Origin of the sequence: Bradyrhizobium sp. LA6.1 (assembly GCF_040547805.1) — a bacterium.
GTDB classification, from domain to species: domain Bacteria; phylum Pseudomonadota; class Alphaproteobacteria; order Rhizobiales; family Xanthobacteraceae; genus Bradyrhizobium; species Bradyrhizobium barranii.
This window is the reverse complement of sequence record NZ_JBEPQK010000032.1, coordinates 1-12,327: the sequence shown is the minus strand read 5'-3', so window position 1 is coordinate 12,327 and position 12,327 is coordinate 1. Positions and strand designations below refer to the sequence as shown.

The following is a 12,327-nucleotide window of genomic DNA, read 5'->3' as shown; positions in this document are numbered from 1 at the left end:
ACCCCTCGACGAACCCACCCCCACGGCTTACCTGTGATGCCGTGCCGCCCCGCATCCTCAAAATCCCGGCCGAGCCGGCCACGCTGCTGCCCGACCGCTTCCAGGCGTGGTTCGCGGCCCGCGGCTGGTCGCCGCGTGAGCATCAGCTCGCGCTGCTGGACAAGGCGCGCGAGGATCGTTCCGCACTGCTGGTCGCGCCCACCGGCGCGGGCAAGACGCTGGCGGGATTTCTGCCGACGCTGGTGGAGCTCTCGACGCAGCCGGTCGAACGGGACGGAAGGGCGAAGCAAAGCCTCGTCTCCACCGGCCGCGATGTTCGCCGCAGCGATGGCCTGCACACGCTCTACATCTCGCCGCTGAAAGCGCTCGCCGTCGATATCGCCCGCAATCTCGAGCGGCCGATTGCGGAGATGGGGCTGCCGATCAAGGTCGAGACCCGCACCGGCGACACGCCGGTGTCGCGGCGGCAGCGCCAGCGGCGCTATCCGCCCGATATCCTGCTGACGACGCCTGAGCAGGTCGCGCTGCTGCTCTCCTCCGACGACGCGCCGTTCCTGTTCTCCTCCTTGAAGCGCATCGTGCTCGACGAGCTCCACGCGCTGGTGACGTCCAAGCGCGGCGATCTGCTTTCGCTCGGTCTGGCGCGGCTCTGGCGGCTGGCGCCGCAGCTGCGCGCGATCGGCCTGTCGGCGACCGTGGCCGAGCCGGACCAGCTTGCGCGCTTCCTGGTGCCGCAGCCCGGCGGGAAGGAGGCGGCCGCCGACATTGTCGTCGCCGGCGGTGCCGCGCCGCCGCTGGTCGAGATGCTGGATACCCGCGAGCGCCTGCCCTGGGCCGGCCACAGCGCGCGCCACGCGCTTCCCGAAATCTACGAGCTGATCAAGGCCAACAAGACCACGCTCGTCTTCGTCAACACCCGCAGCCAGGCCGAGATGCTGTTCCAGAATCTCTGGAGCATGAACGACGACAACCTCGCGATCGCGCTGCATCACGGCTCGCTCGACGTCGCCCAGCGTCGCAAGGTCGAGGACGCGATGTCGGCGGGCAGACTGCGCGGCGTGGTCTGCACCTCTTCGCTCGACCTCGGCGTCGATTGGGGCGATGTCGATCTCGTCGTCAATATCGGTGCGCCAAAAGGCTCTTCGCGTCTGATGCAGCGGATCGGCCGCGCCAATCACCGCCTTGATGAAGCCTCGCGCGCGGTGCTGGTGCCGGCGAACCGGTTCGAGGTGCTGGAGTGCCGGGCCGCGATCGATGCGATCGCCGAGAATGCGCAGGATACGCCACCCTTGCGCACCGGCGCACTCGACGTGCTGGCCCAGCACGTGCTCGGCCGCGCCTGCGGCGAGCCGTTTCTGAGCGATGATCTCTACGGCGAGGTGCTCACGGCCGCGCCTTACTCAGATCTCGCCCGGCAGGATTTCGACGACGTCGTCGATTTCGTCGCCTCCGGCGGCTACGCGCTGAAGACCTACGAGCGCTTCGCCCGCATCAAGCAGGACAAGCAGGGCCGCTGGCGCGTTGCCAATCCAAAGGTGCGGCAGAGCTATCGTCTCAATGTCGGCACCATCGTCGAGGAGCCGATGCTGAAGGTGCGGCTCGTTCGTGGGCGCTCCACCGGCAGCGGCTCGACCGGCGTCATCGCGCGCGGCGGCCGCGTGCTCGGCGAAATCGAGGAATATTTTATCGAGGGCCTGACCGCCGGCGACACCTTTGTGTTCGGCGGCGAAGTCGTGCGCTATGAGGCGTTGGCCGAGGATCAGGTCTATGTCTCCCGCGCCAACGACAAGGATCCGAAAGTGCCGTCCTATATGGGCGGCAAATTTCCGCTCTCGACCTATCTTGCCGAGCGCGTGCGGCGCCTGCTCGACGACCGCCGTGCATGGAACGGTCTGCCTGAGCAGGTGCGCGACTGGCTGTCGTTGCAGAAAGACATCTCACGTGTGCCCGGCGTGCGCGAGCTGCTGGTCGAGACCTTTCCACGCGGCAACAAGCATTATCTCATTTGCTATCCCTTCGAGGGCAGGCTCGCGCACCAGACGCTGGGCATGCTGCTGACGCGGCGGCTGGAGCGGATGCGCGCCCGGCCGCTCGGCTTCGTCGCCAATGAATATGCGGTGGCGATCTGGGGGCTTGGCGATGCCTCCTTCATGATCCGCAACGGCGAGCTTAATCTCGACGCGCTGTTCAACCCGGACATGCTCGGGGACGATCTCGAAGCCTGGCTCGCGGAATCCGCGCTGATGAAGCGCACCTTCCGCAATTGCGCGCTGATCTCTGGCCTGATCGAGCGGCGCTTCACCAGCGAGGACAAGAGCCGCCGCCAGGTGCTGTTCTCGACCGATCTCGTCTACGACGTCCTGCGCAAGCACCAGGCCGATCACGTGTTGCTGCGCGCCGCCCGTGCCGATGCCGCTACCGGCCTGCTCGACCTGCGCCGTCTCGGCGCCATGCTTGCCCGCATCCAGGGCCGTATCACGCATCGGGAACTCGATCACGTCTCGCCGCTCGCCGTCCCCGTGATGCTGGAAATCGGCCGCGAGTCAGTCTATGGCGAAGCTGGCGACGAGCTCCTGGCGGAAGCCGCCGACGAGCTGGTCAAAGAGGCGATGTCGTAGAGAATTTTACCAGTGGTGCGCGCAACTCCATCCACATCGTCATGCCCGGGCTTGACCCGGGCATCCACGTCTTTGCTTCCGCGGCAAGAACGTGGATGGTCGGGACGAGCCCGGCCATGACGGAGCAAGTGGCACTATCGATCACTTCAACGCTTGCACTGGATATCGCCAGTGTGTCGTTCGCAACCGATCTCTCCGGAGCGCTGTTCTGGGAAGAGCAGCGCCTGCTCGTCGTCTCCGATCTGCATCTGGAAAAAGGGTCCAGCTTCGCCACGCGCGGTGTGCTGCTGCCGCCTTACGATACGTTGGCAACGCTGAGCCGTCTCGCTGCTGTCATCTCCCGCCATAATCCCCGAACGGTTATCGCGCTCGGCGACAGTTTTCACGACCGAACCGCGCATGAGCGGTTGTCGTCCGACGATCGCGATGCTGTTGCCGCACTCCAGACCGGCCGCGACTGGATCTGGATTTCGGGCAATCACGATCCCATGCTGCCGCGCGATCTGGGCGGGACCGTCGCCGACGAAGTCGCGATCGGCCCGATCACCTTCCGCCACGAGCCGACCGGTGCGCGCGGCGAGATCGCTGGCCATCTGCATCCGAAGGCGCGCGTCTCCGCACGCGGCCGCTCGATGGAACGCCGCTGCTTCGCCAGTGACGGAATGCGCGCCGTGATGCCCGCCTTCGGCGCCTATGCCGGCGGTCTCAGCATCCGCGATGCCGCGTTCGCAAAGATCTTTCCCAGCAATGGCTTTGTCGCCCATCTGCTCGGTGACCGGCGCGTCCACGCCATTGCGGCCTCGCGCTGTTATTGAGATCCCGCCTCGTGCGAACCGGATCCATCGGGCGCGTCAACAGAAAATAGGACAGGACTACGTCCAGTACTTATCCGGAATCGCCTAAGTCCATAGGTACCTCTAACTTGCCAAATTGCCGGGGCTGGATTTCATCCCGAACACGATTGCAACCGGCAAAGGGGTCGCTGCGAGGCGGCCCCTTTCGATTCCGCCAGTCGGACTTTGTCCCCTGTTCCGGAACAAATTAAGAACACTTTAGCAAGTCTTTGATATATCATTGTGATTCGGCACGTTGCCGACACAATATCTAGCGTCCGTCAGACTTTGCGAGGACTACATGTCCACCATCGCCTTTGATCAATTTGCCCTCACCCGGATCGCCGATTTCGCGCGCTCGCTGTCGCGGCTGCATCAGGCCGCGCGGCGCTACGCGGTCGACGACGACCAGTTCGACCGCGAGTTCAACGCGGTGTGCCAGTCGATCTGGGGCTACACCATCGACGACGTCAGCGACGATCTGTTCTCGACCGAGGATCATCTGTTCCTCGACACGCTGGACGAAGCGCATGCGCGCATCTTCGCAGCGGAGCAGGGTTACGATCTCATCGGCGAGGCGGGCATGCTCACCGACTGGTGGGGCTTCTGCTGGATGATCCTGGCCGAGAAGCGCGGCCTGCTGACTCAGGAAAACCGCGCCGCCGCGCGCGCGGCGATCGAGGAGAAATATCTGGCGGCCCCGAACGTGATCGGGGTGATCATCGGGAGATGACGCAGCACTCTCCGTCACTGCGAGCGTAGCGAAGCAATCCATAATCTGTTCGCGGTGACAGACTGGATTGCTTCGCTGCGCTCGCAATGACGACTTTGATTCAGTTGGGGCTTAGTCCAGCCCCGCCCGCTTCGCCGGCTTCTGTGCTGGGGTCTTCGGCACCGTCACGTCAGGCAGCGCCTCGCGCACGATCTCGACTGAGGCCGGCGCATCTGCCGCGACCGTCTCTGCCCGCACCGGGGCCACCTTCATCTCGCCGAGCCGCGCGCGGACCTGCGCGGTGAGTCCGGGGTAGGAGGCAACCGGCGTGAAGTCCGCAGCCTGGTCATTGCCGACGCGGATGCCGGTATAGGCGACGAGGCCGTCGCTGGTTGCGATCACGTCGCCGGCTTTTAGCGAGGAATCCAGCGCGAGATCGACCGGGGCGAGGCCGACCGGCTCGCGGCCGTTGCAGGTGCAGTCGGCACGCAGCGCCTTGCGATAGGCGAACGCGTTTTCGCTGTCGGCGTAGCGCTCGCCGGTCTGCGAAGCGGCGCCGTCGATCGAAGAGCCGAAATAGATCTTTGTCGTGGTGGCAGGACAGAACGCCTGACACATCTGGGCGGGCGAGGCGAGGCCGCGCATCAGCGGAAAATATTTGCCGTCGCAGGTGCGCACGCAGAAGGCCGGGCCGGAGCCGCCGGCCGCCGCCGCGCGTGTCGGGGGCACATATTGCGGGTTTGCGGGATTCTGCTGGCTGGCGAAGGGATCGGCAAAGGAGTTCGACTGCTGCGGAACCTCACGCTGCGGCCGGGGCCGCTGCATTCCGCCGAAGAAGAAGTCGAACAGGCCTTCGGCCGAAGCCGGGGCTGGAGCCGCAAGCAGCGGGGCCGCCAGGCTGGCGGCCACAAGCATCGCGCGACGCGCATGGGACAAGGCTGTACGCAATGCTCACTCCGACGCTACTGAACCGGCCGGAACCTTCCGAGGTCTCGGCACATGATTCACCATAGTGCTGGATGGTAAATGAGCAGTTGAGCGGAGGCGATTTCAAGTCGAGGCCGTGACCTCTTCAAGGCCGGGCACAGCTTCCGGCGGATGGTTGCTTCCGGGCAACGCCCGGGCATGGACGGACTGTCTCGCGGCCTTAAGCCTTCAGGAACTCCGACGCCTTGTACAGCGAGCGGAACGGCAGGCCGGCCGCGCCAAACGTATCGGTGGCGCCTTCCTCGCGGTCGACCATGGTCAGCACCAGCACCACTTCGGCGCCGGTCTCGCGCACCGATTCCACCGCCTTCATCGCCGAGCCGCCGGTGGTGGTGACGTCCTCGACGATCACGACGCGCTTGCCTTCGAGCGTCTCGCCCTTGGGCAGACCTTCGATCGCGAGCTTCGCGCCGTGCTCCTTCGGCTTCTTGCGCACGAAGAACGCCGCGATTGGATGGCCCTTGATCCAGGAGATCTGCGCCAGCGCACCGGCCAGCGGCACCGCGCCCATCTCGAGCCCGCCGATGAAGTCGAGCTGGTCGTCCTTCAGCGCCTCATAGGTCAGCTCGGCGAGCAGCGTCGCGCCCTCGGGGTCGAGCATGGTCGGCTTGAGGTTGAAGTAGAAATCGCTCTTGCGGCCCGACGCGAGCGTGACGTCACCGCGGCCGAAGGAGCGCCGGCGGATGATTTCGAACAGGCGGGCGCGGGAGGCAGATTTCGACACGGCGGTCCCTCGGGGCTTTTTGGAGGTGGCGGAATTTATCCGCGACGGCCGCGACATTCCAGAGGGGACCGGTCGAGTCAACAGGGATCGGCCATCCCGGTCCGCCAGTTGTGGGGGTGCAACCTTCTGGAGTAGTTGGATGCCAGATATCTCGGGGAAGGAAATGCCTGAATGACCATCGAGCTGCACACCTGGAACACGCCGAACGGCCGCAAGATCTCGGTCGCATTGGAGGAAATGGGGCTGCCGTACAAGGTGGTGCCGGTGAACATCACCAAGGGCGAGCAGATGGCGCCGGGCTTCCTGAAGCTCAGCCCCAACAACAAGATCCCCGCGATCGTCGACCCCGAGGGCCCGGACGGCAAGCCCGTCAGCATCTTCGAGTCCGGTGCGATCCTGCTCTATCTCGGCGAAAAGACCGGCAAATTCCTGCCGAAATCGCTCCCGGAGCGCATCCCCGTCTATGAATGGCTGATGTGGCAAATGGGCGGCTTCGGCCCGATGCCCGGCCAGGTGCACCATTTCATCGCGCTCGAGAACGAGCAGGATCGCGCCTATGGCCTGAAGCGCTACATGGCGGAGACGCGCCGGCTCTACGGCGTGCTGGACCGCCGGTTGGAGGCCCACGACTTCGTCGCCGGCGACCTCTCGGTTGCCGATTTTGCCATCCTGGGCTGGGCCTGGCGCCACCCTCGCCACAAGGTTGAGCTGGCCGATTTTCCCAACGTCAAGCGCTGGTATGAGGCGCTGATGGCGCGTCCCGCGGTGAAGCGGGGCATGGACGCGAAGCTGGATTGATTGGGCGATACAGTATTCCAGAGGCGGCGGTGATTGAGCCGAGAGGCCGCGGCGTACTGGATGCCCCGGTCCCGGCTCCGCCAAGGCTACGCCGGGCCACAAGCTCGCCCGGCCGCCGAAGCTTCAGCGAAGGCGGCAAGCCGGGGCATGACAGTGTGCCTCACACCTTCTTCGCTTCCACCGCCATCCGCACCGCAAGCCCGGCCAGCACCGTGCCCATCAGCCAGCGCTGCACCAGCATCCAGCTCGGCCGGCTCGCCAGGAACAGCGCGATCGACCCTGCGGCCAGCGCGATCATCGCGTTGACGCTGACGCTGATCGCGATCTGGATCGCCCCCAACACCACCGACTGGGTCAGCACGCTGCCGGCGGTGGGATCGATGAACTGCGGCAGCAGCGCCAGATACAGCATCGCGATCTTCGGATTGAGCAGATTGGTGACAAAGCCCATCGCGAACAGTTTGCGCGGGCTGTCGATCGCGAGCTGCTTCACCTGGAACGGCGAACGTCCGCCCGGCTTCACCGCCTGCCAGGCCAGCCACAGCAAATAGCCCGCGCCGGCGAAGCGCAGCGCGTCATAGGCAAAGGGAATGGCGAGCAAGAGCGCGGTGATGCCGAACGCCGCGCACAGCATGTAGAACACGAAGCCGAGTGCCACCCCGCCGAGCGAGACGATGCCCGCCGCCGGCCCCTGCGTGATCGAGCGCGAGATCAAATAGATCATGTTCGGCCCCGGCGTGAGCACGAGACCGAGGCAGACGAGGGCGAAGCCGAGCAGGGCGGAGGTGTGGGGCATGGGTGAACCGGTGCGGGAGACGGCACGATTCTAATATGCGCCGCGCGGCGGAGCCATCGCGCAATTGCACGGAGGACAATTCGAGTCCCGCATCTCACTCCAACGTCGTCCCCGCGAAAGCGGGGACCCATACCCCCCAGGGAGGAGTTTGAGGCTGGACCGTCATGGGCAATCTTCGCCTAACTCGATCCTGTGGTTATGGGTCCCGGCGTTGGCCGGGACGACACCGTGCTGGTGGAGCCATCAATGCGCCTCGTCCCAATTGCTCGCCGCGCGCGCATCGACATGCAGCGGCACCGACAGGTTCACGGCCGGAAACGGCGCGTCCTGCATCACGTGCTGCACCACCGGGAGCGTCGCCGCGACCTCGGCGTCGGGCACCTCGAAAATCAGTTCGTCGTGCACCTGGAGCAGCATCTGCGCCGTCAGCTTCTTCTGGACCAGGGCGTCCTCCATCCGCGTCATGGCGCGGCGGATGATGTCGGCGGCGGTGCCCTGGAGCCGCGCGTTGATCGCGGCGCGCTCGTTGAAGGCGCGCACCGAGGCGTTCGAAGCCTTGATGTCGGGATAGTACATCTTCCGGCCGAACAGCGTGGTGACATAGCCGTTGCTCCGGCAGAAGTCGCGCGTCTCGTCCATGTAGGCGCGGATGCCGGGGAAGCGCTCGAAATACTTCTTGATGTAGGCCGAGGCTTCCTCGCGCGCGATGCCGAGCTGGTTGGCGAGGCCGAATGCCGAGATGCCGTAAATGATGCCGAAATTGATCGCCTTGGCACGGCGCCGGATTTCGCTCGGCATGCCCTCGATCGGCACGCCGAACATTTCGGAGGCCGTCATCGCGTGAATGTCGAGCCCGTCCTTGAACGCCTGCTTGAGGACGGGAATGTCGGCGATCTCGGCGAGCAGCCGCAACTCGATCTGCGAATAGTCGGCGGAGACGAGCTTATGTCCCGGTGTCGCGATGAAGGCGCGGCGGATCTTTCGCCCGTCCTCGGTGCGCACCGGAATATTCTGCAGATTCGGCTCGTTCGACGACAGCCGGCCCGTCGTGGTCGCGGCCAGCGCGTAGGTGGTGTGGACGCGATGGGTCTGCGGGTTGACGTAGGTCGGCAGCGCGTCGGTGTAGGTCGATTTCAGTTTCGAAACCTGGCGCCACTCCAGGATCTTCTTCGGGAAGTCATGGCCCTGCTCGGCGAGCTCGTCGAGCACTTGCGCGGTCGTCGACCACGCGCCGGTCTTGGTCTTGGTGCCGCCGGACAGTCCCATCTTGCCGAACAGGATGTCGCCGATCTGCTTGGGGCTGCCGACATTGACGGGCTCGCCCGCGATCTCCTGGATCTCGGCTTCGACGCGCGCCGCGGTCTGGGCGAAGTCGCCTGATAGCCGCGACAAGACCTGGCGGTCGATCGAGATGCCGCGCCGCTCCATGCGCGCGAGCACCGACACCAGCGGCCGCTCCAGCGTCTCGTAGACCGCGGTCATGTGCTCGGCGACGAGGCGCGGCTTCAGCACGCGCCACACGCGCAAGGCCATGTCGGCGCCTTCCGCCGACAGCGGCGCGGCCTTGTCGATCGGCACCTGGTCGAAGGTGATCTTGCCCTTGCCGCTGCCGAGCAGCTCGCTCTCCTTCAGCATGGCGTGGCCGAACCAGCGCTCCGCGAGCGCTTCGATCGCGTGCGAGCCGCGGCCGGCATCGAGCACATAGGAGATCAGCTGCGCATCGTCGGCGTTGCGCAGCGTGATGCCGTGCTGCGCCAGCATCACGGCGGTGAACTTGACGTCGAAGCCGATCTTGAGAATGCCCGCCGATTCCAGCACCGGCCGCAGCGCTTCGATCGCGTCGGCATGCTTGACCTGGTCCGGCGCGAGACCCGCGTCGAACAGGCCGGCGCCGCCACCGGACTGCTTGTGCGCGAGCGGTACGTAGCAGGCCTCGTTCGGCGCCAGCGCCAGCGCGATGCCGCACAGATCGGCCTGCATCGGATCGATGGAGTTGGCTCTCGTCTCGATCGCGACATGACCGGCGTCGTGGATGCGCGCGACGAAGGCGTCGAGCTCCTTGAGCGTCTTGACCGCCTGGTATTTGCCGCGGTCGACCGGCAGCTTGCGCAGCGCCTCTTCGCGCGCGGCGGCCAGTGAAATCGGCGCGCCCTTGAGACCGGCCGACTTGTCGCCCTTGTCGCCGCCCGTTGCGGTCGCGGCTGGAGCGGCGAACAGATCGCCGGAGGTCTCTGACGTCTTTGCCTTGGCGGCGTCGCCGCCAGCCCTCGCGCCGCTGCTGTTCGACGCATCGGCATCGACATTGGCGGGATCGATCTGCGAATAGTCGGCGACGCGGCGCGTCAGCGTGGTGAATTCCATCGCCTTCAGGAAGGCAATCAGTTTGCGCGCGTCGGGCTCGTGCACCGCGAGGTCGTCCAGCGGCACCTCGAGTTCGACCTTGTCGTCGAGCAGCACCAGCTTGCGCGAGATCCGCGCCTTCTCGGCATTCTCGATCAGCGCCTCGCGCCGTTTCGGCTGCTTGATCTCGGTGGCGCGGAACAGAAGCTGCTCGAGATCGCCATATTCGACGATCAGCTGCGCGGCGGTCTTGATGCCGATGCCGGGCACACCGGGCACGTTGTCGGTGGAATCGCCCGCGAGCGCCTGCACTTCGACCACTTTCTCCGGCGGCACGCCGAACTTCTCGATCACCTCGGGAATGCCGATGCGGCGATCCTTCATGGTGTCGTACATCATGATCTTGTCGTTCACGAGCTGCATCAAATCCTTGTCGGAGGATACGATGGTCGTGTGGGCGCCGCGGTCGCTGGCCTGCCGCGCATAGGTCGCGATCAAATCGTCGGCCTCGAAGCCGCCCTGTTCCAGGCAGGGCAGATCGAAGGCGCGCACGGCTTCGCGGATCAGCGCGAATTGCGGGATCAGATCGTCGGGCGCGGGCGGCCGGTGCGCCTTGTACTCGGGATAGATCTTGTTGCGGAAGGTGACTTCCGACTTGTCGAACACGATCGCCAGATGCGTCGGGCGGTTGTCCTCGGGCATGTCGCGCAACAGCTTCCACAGCATGTTGCAGAAGCCGAGCACGGCGTTGACCTGCAAGCCATCGGACTTGCGGTTCAGTGGCGGCAGCGCGTGATAGGCGCGGAAGATGTAGCCGGAACCGTCGACCAGGAAGATGTGGTCGCCCTTGCCGGCCACCTTCGCCGCGACCGGTTTGGCAGCAGGCTTGTCAGCAGCGGGTTTGGTGTCGGCTTTGGCGGCGGTCTTCGGGGATGTCGTTGGGGAGCTTTTGGGCATGGCCGCAATGTATGAATTTTTGCGGGCTTTGACAGCCTTGAGCGGGGGATTTTTGGGTCGCTAGTGCCGCTATCCCCACTGTCGTTCCCCACATCCCCGCTGTCATTCCCCGCGAAAGCGGGGAATCCAGTACGCTGCGGCTTCTCGGCTCAATCACTGGCGTCTCGGCGTACTGGGTCGCCCGGTCGAGCCGGCGACGACACCGAGAGGGCGGCTACTCCGCCGCCTGCAACACTGGCCCGGCCTTCTTCGGCGCGATCCAGAACGTCTGCGGCCGTTCGAACAGAAAGCGGGCATTGAGCCGCAATGCGACGTACCAGATCGCGAGCGATCCGATCACGCCGACGATGGTGACGATCAGCGACACCGTGCCGATGTCGGCAATGATGTGGGTGCGCAGCAGCAGCGTTCGTGTCGCCGCCATCGGCAGGAAGAAGGCGAGGTAGATCACGATCGAATGCTCGCCGCAGAAGCGGAAGAAGTTCAACCACTGTGCGCGCGCGAGCAGCGTGCCCACCGTGATGATGGCGCAGGCGCCGGCGAAGCCGAGCGCGAGCGAGACGATCTTCCATTCGCTGGCGCCGAGCGCGACGAGGCCCGCATTGACCAGCGCCCAGGTCGCAAGCGCCGTCAGCGCGAGTGCGGGATGGTTGCGCGCGCGATCGGACAGCGCGAACACGTAAGGCGCGAACAGATATCCCGAATAGAAATAGACGAAGCGCGCGCAGAATTCGTCGATCGCGGTCCAGCCGGTCGAGATGCGCGCCGTCTCCAGCGCGGCAGCGATGAGCCAAATCGCCAGCGGCGGAATACGCCGTGTCAGTTTTGTGACCACGAAGAAGATCGGCAGCAGGTAGATGAACCAGAGCGTGCCGAACGGTTCGACGAAGGATTCCAGATACAGCAGGCCGGCCTCGCGCCAGCTCGTCTCCGCCGCGAATGCCGGTGCCTTGAAGCCGAACTGGATTGTCACCCAGACGACATAGAAATAGGCGAAATGCACCACCTTGCGGTCGAGATAGGTTCGCCAATCCCGATCGATCACCAATGGCAGGAACAGGCCCGAAATCAGGAAGAAGTCCGGCATCCGGAACGGCTTTGCGAAGGCCACGGCGACATGCATGAAACCGGTCTGGCCGGCGGCGATCTCCACCCCCAGCACCGAGTGCATCATCACGACCATGACGATGCAGATGCCCTTGGCATAGTCGACCCAGTCGACACGCGCGGGCGAGGGGGCCTTGGAAAGCCCGCTCGCGGCGATTGTGCCTGATAGTGCCATGGTGTCCCGTTTCGAGGCGCGGTCCGCCCGGCTCTGTGCGGACGTGGCGCAGTGTGAAGCCTTGCGGTTTAAGGTTTCTTTACCGGTACAATTCACGTGCCGGTTTTTGCATCCGGGCTGTTCTCTCCCCTCAGGAAAATGCTAAACCGCTCAGGTTGGGGTTTCGTTAACCAAGCTGGAACAGGGTTTTTCATGCGAATCGCGATGATCGGAACGGGCTATGTGGGACTGGTGTCCGGAGCCTGCTTTGCGGATTTCGGTCACGACGTCACCTGCGTCG

10 protein-coding genes are annotated in these 12,327 nt (G+C 65.0%); 5 read left to right on the top strand and 5 right to left on the bottom strand.

From position 1 onward, the window contains the following. Positions 1-41 precede the first annotated feature (41 nt). From ABIB99_RS42320 to ABIB99_RS42310, 3 genes are all read left to right on the top strand, one after another. The gene (locus ABIB99_RS42320) at positions 42-2,618 is read left to right on the top strand and encodes a ligase-associated DNA damage response DEXH box helicase (protein ID WP_354181784.1); all 2,577 of its coding nucleotides are present in this window, start codon (positions 42-44) and stop codon (positions 2,616-2,618) included. A gap of 116 nt (positions 2,619-2,734) precedes the next feature. Beyond that, the gene (gene pdeM, locus ABIB99_RS42315) at positions 2,735-3,433 is read left to right on the top strand and encodes a ligase-associated DNA damage response endonuclease PdeM (RefSeq protein WP_354181782.1); all 699 of its coding nucleotides are present in this window, start codon (positions 2,735-2,737) and stop codon (positions 3,431-3,433) included. Positions 3,434-3,752: 319 nt separating this feature from the next. After that, positions 3,753-4,184: a hypothetical protein gene (locus ABIB99_RS42310; RefSeq protein ID WP_014491352.1), complete on the top strand. Its 432-nt coding sequence runs from the start codon at positions 3,753-3,755 to the stop codon at positions 4,182-4,184. 111 nt (positions 4,185-4,295) lie between these two features. Here the strand turns inward: ABIB99_RS42310 and ABIB99_RS42305 are convergent, their stop codons facing one another. Further along, on the bottom strand, positions 4,296-5,078 hold the full coding sequence (locus tag ABIB99_RS42305; protein WP_354181839.1) for a DUF2865 domain-containing protein: 783 nt from the start codon (positions 5,076-5,078) through the stop codon (positions 4,296-4,298). Between the two features lie 232 nt (positions 5,079-5,310). Then, positions 5,311-5,874 (bottom strand): orotate phosphoribosyltransferase, encoded by a 564-nt coding sequence (gene pyrE / locus ABIB99_RS42300; protein ID WP_014491354.1) that lies wholly within the window; start codon positions 5,872-5,874, stop codon positions 5,311-5,313. A 171-nt stretch (positions 5,875-6,045) separates the two neighbouring features. Here pyrE and ABIB99_RS42295 point away from each other — a divergent pair, with 171 nt between their 5' ends. Then, positions 6,046-6,672, top strand: a complete 627-nt coding sequence (locus ABIB99_RS42295) for a glutathione S-transferase family protein (RefSeq protein WP_354181779.1) — start codon at positions 6,046-6,048, stop codon at positions 6,670-6,672. Between the two features lie 160 nt (positions 6,673-6,832). Here ABIB99_RS42295 and ABIB99_RS42290 read toward each other — a convergent pair whose 3' ends face one another. The 3 genes from ABIB99_RS42290 to ABIB99_RS42280 all read right to left on the bottom strand — a co-directional run bounded on the left by ABIB99_RS42290 (position 6,833) and on the right by ABIB99_RS42280 (position 12,047). Continuing rightward, the gene (locus tag ABIB99_RS42290; protein ID WP_038933366.1) at positions 6,833-7,468 is read right to left on the bottom strand and encodes a LysE family translocator; all 636 of its coding nucleotides are present in this window, start codon (positions 7,466-7,468) and stop codon (positions 6,833-6,835) included. A 243-nt stretch (positions 7,469-7,711) separates the two neighbouring features. Continuing rightward, on the bottom strand, positions 7,712-10,765 hold the full coding sequence (gene polA, locus ABIB99_RS42285; RefSeq protein WP_354181777.1) for a DNA polymerase I: 3,054 nt from the start codon (positions 10,763-10,765) through the stop codon (positions 7,712-7,714). A 214-nt stretch (positions 10,766-10,979) separates the two neighbouring features. Continuing rightward, a complete protein-coding gene (locus ABIB99_RS42280) occupies positions 10,980-12,047 on the bottom strand; it encodes an acyltransferase family protein (RefSeq protein ID WP_354181775.1) in 1,068 nt (355 codons plus the stop codon). A gap of 192 nt (positions 12,048-12,239) precedes the next feature. Here ABIB99_RS42280 and ABIB99_RS42275 point away from each other — a divergent pair. Continuing rightward, the coding region (locus tag ABIB99_RS42275) for an NAD-binding protein (RefSeq protein ID WP_183902824.1) at positions 12,240-12,327 on the top strand (88 nt) is incomplete at its 3' end.

Bases quoted from the DNA above. Each gene is read 5' to 3' on its own strand.
- pdeM (WP_354181782.1), top strand. From the start codon at position 2,735: ATGACGGAGCAAGTGGCACTATCGATCACTTCAACGCTTGCACTGGAT.
- ABIB99_RS42310 (WP_014491352.1), top strand. From the start codon at position 3,753: ATGTCCACCATCGCCTTTGATCAATTTGCCCTCACCCGGATCGCCGAT.
- ABIB99_RS42305 (WP_354181839.1), bottom strand. From the start codon at position 5,078: ATGCTTGTGGCCGCCAGCCTGGCGGCCCCGCTGCTTGCGGCTCCAGCC.
- ABIB99_RS42295 (WP_354181779.1), top strand. From the start codon at position 6,046: ATGACCATCGAGCTGCACACCTGGAACACGCCGAACGGCCGCAAGATC.
- ABIB99_RS42290 (WP_038933366.1), bottom strand. From the start codon at position 7,468: ATGCCCCACACCTCCGCCCTGCTCGGCTTCGCCCTCGTCTGCCTCGGT.
- polA (WP_354181777.1), bottom strand. From the start codon at position 10,765: ATGCCCAAAAGCTCCCCAACGACATCCCCGAAGACCGCCGCCAAAGCC.
- ABIB99_RS42280 (WP_354181775.1), bottom strand. From the start codon at position 12,047: ATGGCACTATCAGGCACAATCGCCGCGAGCGGGCTTTCCAAGGCCCCC.